This window comes from Rhizobacter sp. P3_C12 (assembly GCF_056402735.1).
Genome location: NZ_JBFUGW010000152.1, coordinates 1 through 15,517 on the forward strand (window position 1 = coordinate 1; position 15,517 = coordinate 15,517).

16 protein-coding genes are annotated in these 15,517 nt (G+C 70.6%); 8 read left to right on the plus strand and 8 right to left on the minus strand.

Going from position 1 to position 15,517, the window contains the following annotated elements; all coding sequences use genetic code 11:
- The 3 genes from AC1DXV_RS21245 to nagZ form a co-directional block, all read left to right on the plus strand.
- A partial coding sequence (locus AC1DXV_RS21245; protein ID WP_477935411.1) for a pyridoxine 5'-phosphate synthase occupies positions 1-372 on the plus strand: 372 nt, incomplete at its 5' end.
- Positions 369-767, plus strand: a complete 399-nt coding sequence (acpS, locus tag AC1DXV_RS21250) for a holo-ACP synthase (RefSeq protein WP_477869941.1) — start codon at positions 369-371, stop codon at positions 765-767. The genes AC1DXV_RS21245 and acpS, both read left to right, overlap by 4 nt.
- A gap of 17 nt (positions 768-784) precedes the next feature.
- Positions 785-1,834, plus strand: a complete 1,050-nt coding sequence (gene nagZ, locus AC1DXV_RS21255) for a beta-N-acetylhexosaminidase (protein WP_477935413.1) — start codon at positions 785-787, stop codon at positions 1,832-1,834.
- Between the two features lie 123 nt (positions 1,835-1,957).
- Here nagZ and AC1DXV_RS21260 read toward each other — a convergent pair whose 3' ends face one another.
- Entirely contained in the window at positions 1,958-5,131 is a 3,174-nt protein-coding gene (locus AC1DXV_RS21260; protein WP_477935415.1) for an Rne/Rng family ribonuclease, read from the minus strand.
- A gap of 638 nt (positions 5,132-5,769) precedes the next feature.
- On the opposite strand from AC1DXV_RS21260, the gene AC1DXV_RS21265 reads away from it, so the two are divergent.
- Genes AC1DXV_RS21265 through AC1DXV_RS21280 form a run of 4 tightly spaced genes read left to right on the plus strand, consistent with a single transcriptional unit; the run spans position 5,770 to position 8,900 of the window.
- Positions 5,770-6,789, plus strand: a complete 1,020-nt coding sequence (locus AC1DXV_RS21265; protein ID WP_477868336.1) for an RluA family pseudouridine synthase — start codon at positions 5,770-5,772, stop codon at positions 6,787-6,789.
- A complete protein-coding gene (locus AC1DXV_RS21270) occupies positions 6,786-7,448 on the plus strand; it encodes an HAD family hydrolase (RefSeq protein WP_477935417.1) in 663 nt (220 codons plus the stop codon). The genes AC1DXV_RS21265 and AC1DXV_RS21270 overlap by 4 nt, the downstream gene beginning before the upstream one ends.
- A 4-nt stretch (positions 7,449-7,452) precedes the next feature.
- On the plus strand, positions 7,453-7,863 hold the full coding sequence (locus AC1DXV_RS21275; RefSeq protein ID WP_477868339.1) for a Rieske (2Fe-2S) protein: 411 nt from the start codon (positions 7,453-7,455) through the stop codon (positions 7,861-7,863).
- 23 nt (positions 7,864-7,886) lie between these two features.
- Entirely contained in the window at positions 7,887-8,900 is a 1,014-nt protein-coding gene (locus AC1DXV_RS21280; RefSeq protein WP_477868341.1) for a S49 family peptidase, read from the plus strand.
- A 22-nt stretch (positions 8,901-8,922) separates the two neighbouring features.
- On the opposite strand, the gene ureG is transcribed toward AC1DXV_RS21280, so the two are convergent.
- From ureG to ureE, 7 genes are all read right to left on the minus strand, one after another.
- Positions 8,923-9,567 (minus strand): urease accessory protein UreG, encoded by a 645-nt coding sequence (gene ureG / locus AC1DXV_RS21285; RefSeq protein ID WP_477935419.1) that lies wholly within the window; start codon positions 9,565-9,567, stop codon positions 8,923-8,925.
- A 58-nt stretch (positions 9,568-9,625) separates the two neighbouring features.
- Positions 9,626-9,937: a hypothetical protein gene (locus AC1DXV_RS21290; RefSeq protein ID WP_477868506.1), complete on the minus strand. Its 312-nt coding sequence runs from the start codon at positions 9,935-9,937 to the stop codon at positions 9,626-9,628.
- Positions 9,938-9,967: 30 nt separating this feature from the next.
- The gene (locus AC1DXV_RS21295; RefSeq protein WP_477868508.1) at positions 9,968-10,894 is read right to left on the minus strand and encodes a dioxygenase family protein; all 927 of its coding nucleotides are present in this window, start codon (positions 10,892-10,894) and stop codon (positions 9,968-9,970) included.
- A 127-nt stretch (positions 10,895-11,021) separates the two neighbouring features.
- A complete protein-coding gene (locus AC1DXV_RS21300) occupies positions 11,022-12,206 on the minus strand; it encodes an ATP-binding protein (RefSeq protein ID WP_477868510.1) in 1,185 nt (394 codons plus the stop codon).
- Positions 12,203-12,916 (minus strand): response regulator, encoded by a 714-nt coding sequence (locus tag AC1DXV_RS21305; protein ID WP_477935422.1) that lies wholly within the window; start codon positions 12,914-12,916, stop codon positions 12,203-12,205. Before AC1DXV_RS21305 ends, AC1DXV_RS21300 begins: the two co-directional genes overlap by 4 nt.
- A 2-nt stretch (positions 12,917-12,918) precedes the next feature.
- Positions 12,919-13,629: an urease accessory protein UreF gene (locus tag AC1DXV_RS21310; protein WP_477868515.1), complete on the minus strand. Its 711-nt coding sequence runs from the start codon at positions 13,627-13,629 to the stop codon at positions 12,919-12,921.
- A gap of 5 nt (positions 13,630-13,634) precedes the next feature.
- A complete protein-coding gene (gene ureE, locus AC1DXV_RS21315; RefSeq protein WP_477868517.1) occupies positions 13,635-14,198 on the minus strand; it encodes an urease accessory protein UreE in 564 nt (187 codons plus the stop codon).
- 94 nt (positions 14,199-14,292) lie between these two features.
- On the opposite strand from ureE, the gene AC1DXV_RS21320 reads away from it, so the two are divergent.
- Positions 14,293-15,517 (plus strand): methyl-accepting chemotaxis protein (locus tag AC1DXV_RS21320; protein WP_477935424.1); only part of this gene is annotated, 1,225 nt, incomplete at its 3' end.

Sequence of the window (15,517 nt, forward strand, 5' to 3'; positions counted from 1 at the left end):
GTGCATGCGATGGGCGTGCGCGTGAGCCTCTTCATGGATCCCGAGCCGCAGGCGATGGCGGCGGCGCGCGCGGCCGGCGCCGACCGCGTCGAGCTCTACACCGAGACCTTCGCGAGCGCGCACGGCACGCCGGCCGGCGCGGCGGTGCTGGCCGGCTTCACCGCGAGCGCCGAGGCGGCCTTGCGCGCCGGCCTGGGCGTCAACGCCGGCCACGACCTGAACCGCGACAACCTGACCGATTTCCTGCGGGCCGTGCCCGGCGTGCAGGAGGTGTCGATCGGCCATGCGCTGGTGGCCGATGCGCTCGAGCTCGGCCTGGTCGAGACGGTGCGCGACTACCAGCGCTGCATCCAGCGGGCGGCCGCGCGGTGATCTACGGCATCGGCACCGACATCTGCGACGTGCGCCGCATCGCGGCGACGCTCGAGCGGCGCGGCGAGCGCTTCGCGGCCAAGGTGCTCGGCCCGCAGGAGCTGGCGGTGTTCCACGCGCGGCGCGCCCGCGTCGAAGCGCGCGGCATCAGCTACCTGGCGACCCGCTTCTCGGCCAAGGAGGCGTTCTCGAAGGCCATCGGCCGCGGCATGCGCATGCCGATGACCTGGCGCGCCTGCGAGATCGTCAACCTGCCGAGCGGCAAGCCCGAGATCGTGCTGCACGGCGAACTGGCCGAATGGTTCAAGGCGCGGCACCTGGTCGCCCACGTCAGCGTCACCGACGAGAGCGACTACGCGGCGAGCTTCGTGGTCGTCGAAACCCAGCAACCCTGAATGCGAAGAGAGACAGCATGAGCGAACACGCACCGGTGATCCTCGACATCGCCGGCACGGCCCTGACCGATGACGACCGGCGCCGGCTGCGCCACCCGCTGACCGGCGGGCTGATCCTGTTCACCCGCAACTGGGTCGACCGCCGCCACCTGACCGAGCTGACCGCCGAGGTGAAGGCGATCCGCCCCGACGTGCTGATCACCGTCGACCACGAGGGCGGCCGCGTGCAGCGCTTCCGCACCGACGGCTTCACGCACCTGCCCGCGATGCGCGAGTTCGGCGCGCTGTGGATGCGCGACGCGATGCGCGCCGTCGATGCGGCCACCTCGGCCGGCTACGTGCTGGGCACCGAGCTGCGCGCCTGCGGCGTCGAGCTGAGCTACACGCCGGTGGTCGACCTCGACCATGGCCGCAGCGAGGTCGTCGGCGACCGGGCGTTCCACCGCGACCCGCGGGTCGTCGCCCTCCTCGCGCAGGCGCTGTCGACCGGCCTGCTGCGCGCCGGCATGGCCAACTGCGGCAAGCACTTTCCGGCGCACGGCTATGCGGTGGCCGATTCGCATGTCGCGCGGGCCGTCGACGACCGCACGCTGCAGCAGATCCTCGATGAAGATGCGAAACCCTACGACTGGCTGTCGACCACGCTGACCTGCGTGATGCCGGCGCACGTGACCTTCCCGCAGGTCGATGCGGTGYCGGCTGGTTTCTCGTCGCGCTGGCTGAAGGAGATCCTGCGCGGCCAGCTCGGCTACACCGGCGCCATCTGCTGCGACGACCTGAGCATGGAAGGCGCCCGCGTCGCCGGCACTGCGGTCGAGGCCGGCATCGCGGCGCTGAACGCCGGCTGCGACCTGGTGCTGCTGTGCAACCAGTCGAAGGTCGACAACGGACGGCCCGTGGATGCGCTGCTCGACGGACTGGCACAGGCGCTCGCGCAGGGCCGCTGGCAGGCCGATGCGAACAGCGAGACACGCCGCCTGGAACTGTTGCCGCAGACCTCGCCGCTGCCGTGGGACGAGCTGATGCACCAGCCGACCTACCAGAACGCGCTCGAACGGCTGCCCTGACCGCGGCGCTTCAATAGTGCTCGTCGAGCGGCCGGCATCACGCTGACGATTTGCCGCGCACCATGAAAAACGGCGCCCGAAGGCGCCGTCGTCGCGTTGCCGCGCGCTGTCAGAAACGCAGGATCAGGCCGCCGGCTTGCCGGACTCCGATTCGAACGGCAGCTTGACCTGCGACAGGTCCTTGCGCGTCTCGACCAGCACCAGCGGGCCTTCATCGATCGCGACCGGCGGGCGGGGCTCGCGCGGCACGTGGATCGGCTTCGGCTCGCGGGCCATCGCCTCCTGCACGGCCCGGATCTTGTCGGCATCCGAGTTGACCCATTCGAGGCCAGCGGTCTGCGCGACCGACTGCAGGTCGGACAGCGGCAGCACGAAGCGCTCGACCGGCGCGGCCACGGGTGCCGCGACCAGCGTTGCAACCGGTGCTGTCACTGCGGGGGCCTGGGCCACCACGGGTGCGGGGATCGGTGCTTCGACGACGGGCGCCTGGACCGGCGGCGTGTAGGCAGGCGGTGAGTACGCAGGCGGCGTGTAGGCAGGTGCCTCGGCGATCTCGGAGCGGTACGCCGGCTCGGCCACCGCAGCGGCCGGGCTGTCGCCCGCGGCACCGGGTTCGGCGCCTTCGGCCGGCGGTGCGCTGCCGTCGGTCTCGTCGCGTCGCTCACGGCGTTGACGATCGCGGCCGCGACCCCGGCGGCGCCCATCGCGCTCGCCGCCTTCCGGCGTGGCGTTGCCGCCCTCCGGTGCGTCGGCCGACTCGACGGACTCGCCCTGCGGGCCGGCAGCGTCCGCCGGCAACTCGGCGCGAGCCGTGTCGTCACCCGATGCGTTCGCGACCTGCTCGCCGTTCTCGTTCACGACGGCTTCGCCATTGCGGGCGTCGTCGCGGTCGCGGCCACCGCGGCCACGGCGACGGCGACGGCCGCCTTCACGCGCTTCGCCGCCTTCTGCATCGGGGCTGGGCACGGTGTCGCTGAACGCTTGCACCGGTGCTGCTGCGCCTGCCACCGCACCGTCGACCGGCGCATCGGCCGGACGACGCTCGCGCTCGGGGCGCGGACCGCGGCCGCCACGGCCTTCACCGCGCGCTTCTCCGCGACCTTCGCCTCGGCCTTCCCCACGTCCTTCACCACGCGGCGGACGCTCGTCCGTGCGCGGCGCGACCGCTGCGGCGCCGGCTTCCGTGTTCGCCACTTCCTCGACACGCTCGCTGCGCTCGTTGCGGCGGCCACCGCGCTCACCACCCCGTTCGCCGCGCTCGCCACGTTCCGGGCGATCGCCACGGCCTTCCGGGCGGCCCTCGGTGCGGGCTTCGTTGCGACCTTCACCGCGACCTTCCCCACGGCCGCCTTCCGGACGACCCTCGCCGCGGCCTTCACCGCGACCCCGATCTCCACCGCGCTCACCGCGGCGGCCATCGCGCTTGCCGTCACGGTCACCGCGGCCGCCACGGCCCGTGCCGCGATCGCCACGTTCACCACGGCCGTCGCGCTTCGCGCCGGCATCGCCGGTCGCCGCTGCAGGCGCCTTGACGGCCGGTGCCGCTTCCGGCTCGCCGCCGCCGAACAGGCGCTTGACCCAGCCGAAGAAGCCACCGCCGGCCGGCGCGGGCGCCGCCACCGGTGCCGGCGCAGGGGCCACCGCCACCGGGGCCACGACCGGCGCGGGTGCCGGCTTCGGCGGCACGATCGGCGCGGGCGTTTCGGGCAGGATGCCCTTGATCACCGGCTCCTGCTTGGCCTTGGCCTTCTCGCGGCGCGTGATGCCGACCTCGTCGTCCGGCTCCTCGATCATCGAGTAGCTGACCTGCAGGTTCTCCAGGCGCGGGTCGTCGTGGCGCAGGCGCTCGAGCTTGTAGTTCGGCGTGTCCAGGTGCTTGTTCGGCACCAGCAGCACGGTGATGCGCTGCTTCAGCTCGATCTTCGTGATCTCGGTGCGCTTCTCGTTCAGCAGGAACGAGGTCACCTCCACCGGCACCTGCACATGCACGGCGGCGGTGTTGTCCTTCATCGACTCTTCCTGGACCATGCGCAGGATCTGCAGCGCGCTGGATTCGGTGTCGCGGATGTGGCCGGTGCCGTTGCAGCGCGGGCAGGTGATGTGGCTGCCTTCGCTCAGCGCCGGGCGCAGGCGCTGGCGCGAGAGCTCGAGCAGGCCGAACTTGCTGATCGAGCTGAACTGCACGCGGGCGCGGTCCTGGCGCAGCGCGTCGCGCAGCCGGGTCTCGACCTCGCGGCGGTTCTTCGACTCTTCCATGTCGATGAAGTCGACGACGATCAGGCCGCCCAGGTCGCGCAGCCGCATCTGGCGCGCGATCTCGTCGGCGGCTTCCAGGTTGGTGCGGGTCGCGGTTTCCTCGATGTCGCTGCCGCGCGTGGAGCGGGCCGAGTTCACGTCGACCGAGACCAGCGCCTCGGTGTGGTCGATCACGATCGCGCCGCCCGACGGCAGGTTCACCGTGCGCGAGAACGCGGTCTCGATCTGGTGCTCGATCTGGAAGCGCGAGAACAGCGGGGCGTCGTCGCGATAGCGTTTCACACGTGCGGCCGATTCCGGCATCACGTGGTTCATGAACTGCATCGCCTGGTCGTAGATGTCGTCGGTGTCGATCAGGATCTCGCCGACATCCGACGTGAAGTAGTCGCGGATCGCGCGGATCACGAGCGACGACTCCTGGTAGATCAGGAACGCACCCTTGCCGCCCTGCGAAGCGCCGTCGATGGCGGTCCACAGCTTCAGCATGTAGTTCAGGTCCCACTGCAGCTCGGCGGCGCTGCGGCCGATGCCGGCGGTGCGGGCGATCAGGCTCATGCCCTTCGGGTACTCGAGCTGGTCGAGGTTTTCCTTCAGCTCCTCGCGATCCTCGCCCTCGATGCGCCGGCTCACGCCACCGCCGCGCGGGTTGTTGGGCATCAGCACCAGGTAGCGACCGGCCAGCGAGACGAAGGTGGTGAGGGCAGCGCCCTTGTTGCCACGCTCTTCCTTCTCGACCTGGACCAGCAGCTGGTCGCCTTCGCGGATGGCGTCCTGGATGCGCGCGTTGCGCACGTCAGCGCCGTCGCGGAAGTAGTTCTTCGAGATTTCCTTGAACGGCAGGAAGCCGTGGCGGTCTTCGCCGTAGTCGACGAAGCAGGCTTCGAGCGAGGGCTCGACGCGCGTGACGACGGCCTTGTAGATGTTGCCCTTGCGTTGCTCGCGGCCTTCGATCTCGGTCTCGAAATCCAGCAGCTTCTGGCCGTCGACGATCGCGAGGCGACGCTCTTCGGGCTGCGTCGCATTGATCAGCATGCGTTTCATGTGCGCTCCTTCGCCGCCACCGCGCCGTGTTGTGCGCGAGTGGCAGCCACTCAACATGCCGCCTCTGAAACTTCAGGGGCGACTCATCGATGCACGAGAAACGTGGATGAACCGGAAGGAATCGCCCTGGACTGCGTTGACGCGGGATCGATCAGTGGATCGGCCGGTCAGGCAGCGTTGGCGCATGCGAGACAGCGGGCGCTGCGGGGCACGAGGCCGGTGTTCGAGGCTCGACCCCGGCACGGCCGGCCAGCGCAAACCCGCAGGCACGAGGCCGGGGTACGGCGCGCAAGGCACACGGTGGGCAGTGGTGGGGGGTGGGAGCCGGGAACATGTTCCGCAATGACTGCTGGGCGCGGGCAGGAGGCTGAAGACCCAGGGTCGCCGCCGGTAGGCGAGGACCCCGCTTCGATGTCTCCTGCCTGGAAACCTTTTTGACAGGGGTTCGTTCTTTGTTTCTCTGCCATGCCGGGCTGCGTGCCGCCTCGTCGCATGGGGACGGGGCCTACCGCGAGCMGGGCATGTTGCATCACCTGTTGGCCGGACCCTCGGGCCCGACCACCACCGCCGTCGTTCGTGCCGGTTCAACGCCATCGACGTTAAACTCAGAAAAATCAAACACTTACGACAACAACGTGGTGCAACGCATTATAGGGGCCAAAGCAGGTCGGCCGGCAAGCACCGCGGTGAGGGGGCCGGCCGAGGCGGCTGCGCCGGCCGTCCAGACGGTCGAGATCGATGAAGGCTCCGAGGGCCAGCGGCTCGACAACTTCCTGATCAAGCTGCTGAAGGGCGTGCCCAAGACCCACGTCTACCGCGTGATCCGTTCGGGCGAGGTGCGCGTCAACAAGGGGCGTGCCGCCGCCGACACGCGGCTGGCGATCGGTGATCGGGTGCGCGTGCCGCCGGTGCGCATGGCCGACCCGTCGGCGGTGCCGCCCGCGCCGGCGCGCGAGTTCCCCGTGGTGTTCGAGGACGAGCACCTGATCGCGCTGAACAAGCCGGCCGGCGTTGCGGTGCACGGCGGCAGCGGTGTCAGCTCCGGCGTCATCGAGCAGCTGCGCCAGGCGCGGCCGACGGCGCGCTTCCTCGAGCTGGTGCACCGGCTCGACAAGGAAACCTCCGGCCTGCTGCTGATCGCGAAGAAGCGCTCGGCGCTGGTCGCGCTGCAGGAGCAGTTCCGCAGCCGCGAGACCGGCAAGACCTATGCGGCGCTGGTGATCGGTGCCTGGCCGGCCTCGCGCAAGGTCATCGACGTGGCGCTGCACAAGTTCCTGACCGGCGAAGGCGAGCGCCGCGTGCGCGCCGTCGACGAGGACAACGAGGACGGCCGCCGCTCGATCACGCTGGTGCGCATCGCGCAGGCCTACGCCGGCTTCACGCTGCTCGACGTGACGATCAAGACCGGCCGCACGCACCAGATCCGCGTGCACCTGGCGCACGAGGGCCACCCGATCGCCGGCGACGAGAAGTACGGCGATTTCGCGGTCAACAAGGCCCTGGCGCGCGGCGAGGCGGTGCAGGGTGCGCGCTTCGAGCGCATGTTCCTGCATGCGCGGCGGCTGCGCTTCGAGCACCCCGCGAGCGGCGAGGCCATCGAACTCGAGGCGCCATTGCCGGCAGAATGCAGTGCATTCCTCCAGAGCCTGCCGTCATGACCCGCCCTCGCCAGTTCGACCTGATCGCCTTCGACTGGGACGGCACGCTGTTCGACTCGACCACGCTGATCGCGCGCTGCATCCAGGCCGCCTGCGCCGACGTGGGCACCGTGGTGCCGAGCGACAAGGATGCGAGCTACGTGATCGGCCTCGGGCTGGCCGAGGCGCTGCAGCATGCCGCGCCGGGCCTCAGCCGCGAGCTGTACCCGGCGCTCGCCGACCGCTACCGCCACCACTACTTCGCGCGCCAGCACGAGATCGTGCTGTTCCCCGGCACGCTGGAGATGCTGGCCGCGCTGAAGGCGCGCAACCACTGGTTGAGCGTGGCCACCGGCAAATCGCGCCGCGGGCTCGACGAGGCGCTGCGCACGGCCGACCTGGCCCGCCATTTCGATGCCACCCGCACCGCCGACGAAACCGCATCCAAGCCGAACCCGCAGATGCTGTTCGAGCTGATGGCCGAGCTGGACGTCGCGCCCGAGCGCACGCTGATGATCGGCGACACCACGCACGACCTGCAGATGGCGGTGAATGCCGGCGTGGCCTGCATCGGCGTCAGCTACGGGGCGCACGAACCGGCCGCCTTCGACAGCTACGCGCCGCGCTTCGTCGCGCATTCGGTGCCCGAACTGGGCGAGTGGCTGGGCCACCATGGCTGAGCCGGTGCTGCCACCGTCACGCCTGCCGCCGCTGATGCCCGAGCCGGCCGCGCGGCGCCACCTGTGCGCCGCGGCGCAACTGCCTGAGAAGGGCCAGGCGCTGGTGTTCGACGTGCTGCAATACCGCGAGCCGACGCGCGCCTTCGCGCTGCGCTTCGAGGGCCGCGTCGTCGCCTACCTGAACCGCTGCGCGCACGTGCCGGCCGAGATGGACTGGCAGCCCGGCGAGTTCCTCGACAGCGGCCGCGAATTCATCCTGTGCTCGATCCACGGTGCGGCCTACGACCCGCTGAACGGCCGCTGCGTCGCCGGGCCGTGCGGCCGCGGCAAGCTGACCGAATTGCGCGTCGAGGAAGAGGCCGGCGAGGTCTATTGGTATCCTTCGCGCGACATCCAACCCGCCTTCGAAGACTGAACGAAGGCCGCCGAAAGCCCTGCATGAATCCGCACGACGAGTTGCCCTCGCCCGACGCTGCCGCGCCTGTTCCCCCGCCTGCACCCGCCCCCGTGGTGGCCGCCGCCCCCGCCAAGCCATCGGTCGAGGAAACCGTCGAGGAACTGGCCCGCGCCTTCTTCAAGGACCGCCGCAGCGACCGCCGCTGGAAGCTGTTCTTCCGCTGGAGCTGGCTGCTGGTGTTCGCGGTCATCGCGTGGGCGCTGCTGACGGCGCGCAACCACGCGGCCACGCCGAGCGGGCCGCACACCGCGCTGATCGAGGTGCGCGGCGAGATCGCGTCCGACACCGAGGCGAGCGCCGAGCTGCTGGTCGGCGCGCTGAAGAACGCGTTCGAGGACGAGGGCGCCCAGGCCATCGTGCTGCGCATCAACTCGCCGGGCGGCAGCCCGGTGCAGGCCGGCATCATCAACGACGAGATCCGCCGGCTGAAGGCCAAGCACCAGAAGAAGGTGTACGCGGTGGTCGAGGAGACCTGCGCCTCGGGCGCTTACTACATCGCGGTCGCGGCCGACGAGATCTATGCCGACAAGGCCTCGATCGTCGGCTCGATTGGCGTGCTGATGGACGGCTTCGGCTTCACCGGCGCGATGGAGAAGCTGGGTGTCGAGCGCCGCCTGCAGACCGCGGGCGAGAACAAGGGCATCGGCGACCCATTCTCGCCGGTCAGCGAGAAGCAGCGCGCCTACACGCAGGCGATGCTCGACCAGATCCACCAGCAGTTCATCGGCGTCGTCAAGGAAGGCCGCGGCAAGCGGCTGAAGATCGGGCCGGACACCTTCAGCGGCCTGTTCTGGAACGGCCAGCAGGCGCTCGAGATGGGCCTGATCGACCACCTGGGCAACCTCGACATGGTGGCGCGCGAGGTCGTGAAGGCCGAGGAGGTGATCGACTACACGCCGCGCGACAACGTCGCCGAGCGGCTGGCCAAGCGCTTCGGCGCGTCGATCGGCGCCGGTGCGGTGCGCGCGCTGCAGAGCACGCTCAACCTGCGCTAGCGTGCCCTGAGACGGCGGCGCCTCAGACCAGCATCCCCTTCTTCTCGATGAAGGCCACCACCTCGGCGAGACCGGCGTTCGTCTTCAGGTTGCTCATCACGTAGGGCCGGTTCGGCCGCATGCGCTTCGTGTCGGCCTCCATCACCGACAGATCGGCACCGACGTGCGGCGCGAGGTCGGTCTTGTTGATCACGAACAGGTCGCTCTTCGTGATGCCGGGGCCGCCCTTGCGCGGGATCTTCTCGCCGGCCGCGACGTCGATCACGTAGATCGTCAGGTCGCTCAGCTCGGGGCTGAAGGTGGCGGCGAGGTTGTCGCCGCCGGATTCGATGAACACGATGTCGGCGTCGGGGAACTTGCCGAGCATGCGGTCGACCGCCTCCAGGTTGATCGATGCATCCTCGCGGATCGCGGTGTGCGGGCAGCCGCCGGTCTCGACGCCCATGATGCGTTCGGCCTCCAGCGCGCCGGCCACTGTCAGCAGGCGCTGGTCTTCCTTCGTGTAGATGTCGTTCGTGACGACCACGAGGTCGTAGCGCTCGCGCATCGTCTTGCACAGCATCTCGACCAGCGTGGTCTTGCCGGAGCCGACCGGCCCGCCCACGCCCACGCGCAGCGGTGGCAGTTTCTTGGTGCGGTGGGGGATGGTGTGCAGTGCGGCGCTCATGGGGTGCTCGGTTCGCCCGGGGAATCAGGGCGAACCGAGTGTAGTGCCGGCTGCGTGCTCAGCCCTTCTTGGCCGGCGGCTTGCCGCCTTGCCCGCCGCCCTGTCCACCCCCTGGCGGGCCGCCGGCCGGGCGCAGTGCGAGCACGTCGCCGATCTTCTGGCAGGTGCCCGAGATGGTCTCGCCGTTGCGGCCGGCGAAGCTCGCGGTGGCGCCTTCGGCCTTGCCGTTGCACGCGGCGATCGCCTCGGGCGGCGGTGCCGGCGGCTTGCCGCCTTGCGATGGGGCCGGGTCGGCGGCGGTGCCTGCCAGCGGCAGCGCCAGCAGCAGGGTGGCCGCGGCGGCGGCGAGGGTGCGGTTCAAGGTCGTCATGTCGCTGTCTCCTTCGTCAAAAAAAGGGTCTCAGGCCGCGATGCCCACGGTCAGCGCGGCGGTGTAGCCGGCCGCGACGCTGCCGCTCAGCGCTGCCATCTGCAGCGTGACGCCGTCGCTGAACACGTTGTCGGTCGCGAAGCTCATCTGGTTCAGGTTGCTCACGCTCGCGCTGTAGCCGCTGGCGGTGCTGTAGACGGTGCTGCAATCGGCGACCGGGAACGCCATCTGCGAGGTCTTGATCTTGCTGGTCGACGAGGTGGCGGTGGCCAGGCTGCGGTACACCTCGAAGTGGATGTGCGGCATGCGGCCGGCGTAGCAGCCGGGGAACACGGTGGTGAACGTGACCTGCCCGTTGGCATCGGTCTCCTGCACACCGCGCAGATAGTTCTGGTTGGTGACTCCCGACGAGTACATCGAGTAGCGCCCCTCCCGGTCGCAGTGCCACAGGTAGATCGCATGGCCGGAGAGGTCGGCGCAACTGGTGTTCGTGTCGACCAGCGTCAGCGTGACGGTCAGCGTGACGCCCTCTGCCGAGCCCAGGCTGCTGGGGAGGCTCGACCGGATGTCGCTGCGCACGATGCCGCTCACGCCCAGAACATTGGCGACGCTGCCGTTCGCGGTGTTCGAGCCATCGCCGGGGTAGGGACCGGCGGTCTCCTCCGGGATGACCGAGCAGGTGCTGCTGCTGGAACCGGAAGATCCACCGGAGCTGCCGGATCCCGAGGAACTGCTGGTATCGGCCGTGGAGGAACTGCCGCCACCACCGCAACCGAGCAGTGACGACACCGCGGACACCGCGCCGACACCGGCCAGCCAGGTCAGCGCGCGCCGGCGCTGCATCACCTGCAGGTCGTGGACGAGGCCGAGGTCGTGCTCGTGCTGGTGAAGAGGCCCGTGGGGGTCGCATGAGGGCTGCTCGTGGTCGAGGGCGTGGTGGCGAAGGGTGTCGGACATGGTGTTGGCGAAGCAGTGGCTGTGAGGCTGCCGATGCTGGTCGCCGACGGTGTCGCAAATATCGTTGCTTTGTATCAACTTGGACACGGTCCATTTGAACTGTGTCTGCGCTGTGCCCGCGGGGCGATCAGGCGCGTGGCAGCAGCAACCGGGCCCGCAAGCCGCCTTCGGGCCGGTTCGACAATGTCAGTTGGCCCCCCAGCCGTTCGGCCAGGTCGCGTGCGATGTAGAGGCCCAGCCCGGTGCCACCGCCGCTGGCGGCACCGCGGCCGCGCGCAATGTCGACCCGGTAGAACGGGCGGAACACCGTCTCCAGCTGGTCCTCGGGGATGCCGGGGCCGTGGTCGTCGATGTAAAGCTCCAACTCGCGGGGATGGCCGCGCAGGCTCAGCTCGGCCGAACCGGCATGGCGCAGCGCGTTGCCGATCAGGTTGCCGAGGATGCGGCCGAGGGCTTCGCTCTGCGCCAGCACGACGGCCTCGCCGCCGCTGTCGTCGGCCAGGCGCACCGCCAGCCCCTGCTCGACCCGGTCGTCGACCTGGGCCTGCAGCAGGGCGCGCAGGTCGACGCGCTGGCGCGCCTGCGGCGCATGCTGGTCGCGCARCATGGCCAGGACGCTGCCGATCAGCGCGTCCATCTCCTGCAGGTCGGCGATGCAGCGTTCGGTCTGCGCCCCCGGCTCCATCGTCTCGAGCCGCAGGCGCAGCCGGGCCAGCGGCGTGCGCAGGTCGTGCGAGATCGCGGCCATCAGCAGGCCCTGCGCGCCGAACTGCTCGTGCAGGCGCTGCGCCATCGTGTTGAACACCTGCGCGGCCTGGCGCACCTCGCGCGTGCCCGCCTGCTCGTCGAGCGCCGGCGCCGGGCGGCGTTGCGCGATCGCCTGGCCGAGCGCGCGCGACGCATCGGCCAGCCGGCGCATCGGCTGCGACAGCCACTGCGCGCCCCACCAGGCGGCCCCGCCGATCACGAGGAAGCGCACCAGGTAGTCGAGCCACAGCGAGCGCATCGGCGGCGTGCCGCCCGATGCTCGCCCGGGTTGCAGCGGGGGAGGCGGTCCGCCCGGGCCGCCCTCGGGCAGCAGGCCGGGCGGCAGCGACGACAGCGGCGGCACGCCCATGCCGTCGCGTCCGGGCGCGGGCGAACCCATCGGCGGGCCGTTGCCCAGCCCGTCGGCCACGCTGCGCACCGCCGCGAAGCTGAGGAAGTGACTGGCCACCAGCGCGACCCACATCAGCAGCATCAGGCGCTTGAACAGCGTGTCGCTGAACGGCGTGTGGCTGAACAGCCGGCGCAGTCGCTGCAGCAGGCTCAAGCGCGCGCCTCGCCGTCGCTGCCGTTGAACAGGTAGCCCTCGCCGCGCACGGTGCGGATCAGGTTCGGCTCGTCGAGCTTCTGGCGCAGCCGCGACACCGTCAGGTCGATGCTGCGGTCGGTCACCTCGGCGCCGGGGGCGCGCGTGAGGTCGAGCAGCTGGTCGCGGCTCAGCACGCGGTTCGGGTGGTCGACGAAGGCCGACAGCAGCCGGAACTCGGCCGACGACAGCGCCACCACCACCTGCTGCGGCGAGGTCAGCTGGCGGCGCAGCCGGTCGAAGGTCCAGCCGGCGAACTGCAGCACGGTGGCCGTCGGCGCGGCGACCGGTGCGGCGCCGGCGCGGCGCAGCACCGCATGGATGCGCGCCACCAGCTCGCGCGGCTCGAACGGCTTGGGCAGGTAGTCGTCGGCGCCGAGCTCGAGGCCGACGACGCGGCTCGCCGGGTCGCCCTGCGCGGTCAGCATGATCACCGGCAGCGGCGCGATCTCGCGCACCCAGCGGAACAGGTCGAGCCCGTTGCCGTCGGGCAGCATCAGGTCGAGCAGCAGCACCTTGTACGGGTCGGGGCCGCCCAGCCCCGCGCGCAGCACGCGCCGCAGGCTCGCGGCATCGGCCACCGCGCTCACCCGCATGCCGTAGCGCTGCAGGTAGTCGCTGACGAGCTGGCGCAGATCGAGGTCGTCATCGACCAGCAGGACGTGGATCATCGTCAGGAGCGGAACAGCCGCGAGTACTGCGCCTCGTGGCGTGCCGACAGGATCGCCAGCATCGGCGTGAAGGCCTGGCGCTCGGCGTGGGTGGCCGCGATCGCGCGGTCGACGGCCGCGGGCATCGCGTCGGCCAGGGCGGCCAGCACGCGCTGGCCGGCGTTCTGGCCGAGCGGTACGGATTTGAGCGCGGCCTGCACCATGTTCTCGGCCCAGCCGAAGCACAGGCTCAGCAGCGCATCGCGCAGCGGCGCGCCGGTCTGCGCGGCGGCCAGTGCGAACGCCACCGGCCAGGTCGGTGCCGGCTTCAGGGCGGCCAGCACCGCGAGGCGCTCGTCGGCGAGGCCGCGGTTCTTCAGCCACTCGAGCAGCGAGCGGCCCATCTGTTCGGCCTGCAGGCGCATCTCGCTGCTCTCGCGGGTCTGCACGACCCAGTCGTTCAGCTCGCGGATCGCGTCGCGGTCGTCACGCTGCCACGCCGCGAAAGCCTTGGCGGCGAGCGGCAGGTCGCTGCGGGCCAAGCCCAGGCGCAGCTGGTCGAGCAGCCAGGCGGCGGTCTGCGCCTCGGTGGTGACGAGGCCGGCATCGACCCCCGACTCCAGCCCTTCGGAGTAGCTGAAGCCGCCGACCGGCAGCGCCGGCGAGGCCAGCCACATCAGTTGCAGCAGCGAGGCGGCGCTGGTCGGGGTGGGGGCGCGGCGGACGCGGGGCATCGGTGTCAGTGGCCGTGGTGGTCGTGACCGTGGTGATCGTGCCCGTGCCCGTGGTCATGGCCCTCGTGCCCGTGGTCGTGATCGTCGTGGTCGTGCCCGTGATGCGCGTGCGCACCGGCCGCATACGCGCCGCCCTCCGGCTCGAACGCCGCCGAGGCCTCGTTCACGATCAGGTGCATCTGCCGCAGCATGTCGGCCAGCACGTGGTCGGGTTCGAGCTTCAGGTGATCGGGCTTCAGCTCGAGCTGCACATGCCGGTTGCCCAGGTGGTAGGCGGCGCGCAGCAGGTCGAACGGCGTGCCGTGCTGCGTGCAGTGCGTCACGACCAGCACCGGCTGCGGCGCCGCGACCACGCGGATCAGCGAGCCGTCTTCGGCCACCAGCACGTCGCCGCCGCGCACCGCGGTGCCGCGCGGCAGGAACACGCCGAGCGTGCGGCCCTGCGAGTCGGTGGCATCGAAGCGGCTCTTCTGGCGCACGTCCCAGTCGAGTTCGACGGATGCGGCGCGTTTGACGAGGGCAGGGGCCAATCCATGGCCCTGCGCAAGGAGTTTGTTCACGGTCAGCATGGTGTGAGTGTGGCAGGAAAACCCTGGGGGATTTCCGTTCAGGATCCGGGACGGAAGGTCGATATTCCCCTGGATCAGAACAAGGATGGGACCCATGAAACTGCTCCAGGATGTCCGCATCGGCGTGCGCCTCGCCCTCGGGTTCGCCAGCGTGCTGCTGCTCTCGTGCGCCACGATCGGCCAGAGCTTCTTCGAGATGTCGCAGCTGCAGGGCCGCTTCGACGACCTGGCGGGCATGACGATGCCGGCGATGAACGGCGTGTCCGAGCTCGGCACGGCGGCGCGCGGCATGCGCGGCGCGCAGGAACTGCTGGCCACGCGCTGGAGCGAAGCCGAGCGGGCGACGCAGGCCGACGCCTTCAAGAAGCACCATGCGCGCTTCGTCGAGCAGATCCAGCTGCTGCGCAGCCTGCCGCGGGCCGATGCGATCGAGCCGCAGCTGGCGCCGGTGGACGGTGCGCTCAAATCCTACGACGCGAGCTCGGCCGAGATCGAACGGCTGCTGGCCAGCACCGACGACGCCGAGCGCTTCCAGAAGGTCAAGAAGCTGCTCGAAGGCGAGACGCTCGCCAACTTCACGACGCTGAGCAAGGCGGCCGCCGAACTCACCAAGGTGATCCGCGACGATGCCGATGCGCGCATCGTGGCGGCGAGCGCCGGCAACCAGCGTTCGCGCACCGCGATGGCCGTCGGCGGCGCGATCGCGCTGGCACTCGGCAGCCTGCTGGCCTGGGGCCTGACGACCAGCGTCGTGCGCCCGATGCGCAGCGGCATGGCCGCCTTGCAGCGCATCGCCGGTGGCGACCTGTCGGGCCGCGTCGACAGCGAGCGCAAGGACGAGATGGGCCAGCTGATGGCGGCCCTCGCGCAGATGCAGGACAACCTGCGCACCGCCGTCGGCGACATCCGCAATTCGAGCGATTCGGTGTACAGCGCGGCGTCGGAGATCGCGCAGGGCAACCTGTCGCTGTCGGACCGCACCGAGCGGCAGGCGGCCAGCCTGGAGGAGACGGCGTCGTCGATGGAGACGATGTCGGCCACCGTGAAGGACAGCGCCGGCACCGTGAACCGCGTCGAGGAGATCTCGCGCAGCGCCCGCCAGGCGGCCGGCCGCGGCCAGCAGGTGGTGGGCGACGTGGTCAAGACGATGCAGGAGATCCAGCAGTCGAGCGACCGCATCGCCTCGATCATCTCGGTGATCGACGGCATCGCGTTCCAGACCAACATCCTCGCGCTGAACGCCGCGGTGGAAGCGGCGCGCGCCGGCGAGCAGGGCCGCGGCTTCGCGGTGGTGGCCGGCGAGGTGCGCAGCCTCGCGC